Source organism: Neisseria sp. P0021.S005, assembly GCF_051956955.1.
Genome location: NZ_JBQCWY010000967.1, coordinates 1 through 447, shown reverse-complemented (window position 1 = coordinate 447; position 447 = coordinate 1). Strand labels below are relative to the sequence as shown.

Annotated in this window: 1 protein-coding gene; it reads left to right on the top strand. The window is 42.5% G+C overall.

Annotated features, from left to right (window positions below; translation table 11 throughout):
* Positions 1-22: 22 nt before the first annotated feature.
* A partial coding sequence (locus tag ACTHUE_RS20410) for a hypothetical protein (protein WP_440424321.1) occupies positions 23-447 on the top strand: 425 nt, incomplete at its 3' end.

Here is a 447-nt window from a genome sequence, read left to right as displayed (position 1 = left end):
CAAAGAAACCGATTTATTTTGGATGCTGACTTTAGAAAAGGTAACTGATTTACCTGCAAAAGACTTTCTTAAAAAAGCCAGGCAGACCTTTCTCAATGAAGATGGCAGGCAACAGCGATTCTTCACTACGGAAGGCAAACAATTTGTCCGACCGGAGGTTTTTGCACCGGAGGCCCAATCAGACCTTGTGTTCTACCGAAACAATTTACACTCATCCAAAAATAGCAGCATTACCCAAGGCGCGAAGGATTTGGCTTCGGAATTTGCAAAAAAATCCTGGAAGGAAAAAATACAAAATCCACGAAAAACTATTACTAGAGGAGTACTCAACTCTTTACCTGTATACATTGTAGGTTCAAAGGCGGTGGATACCTTTAAAGATGTCCAAAACTGTGCAAACGACTTTGGACGATGCTGGGACAATGTCACCGAGGCCTTCCAGTCACC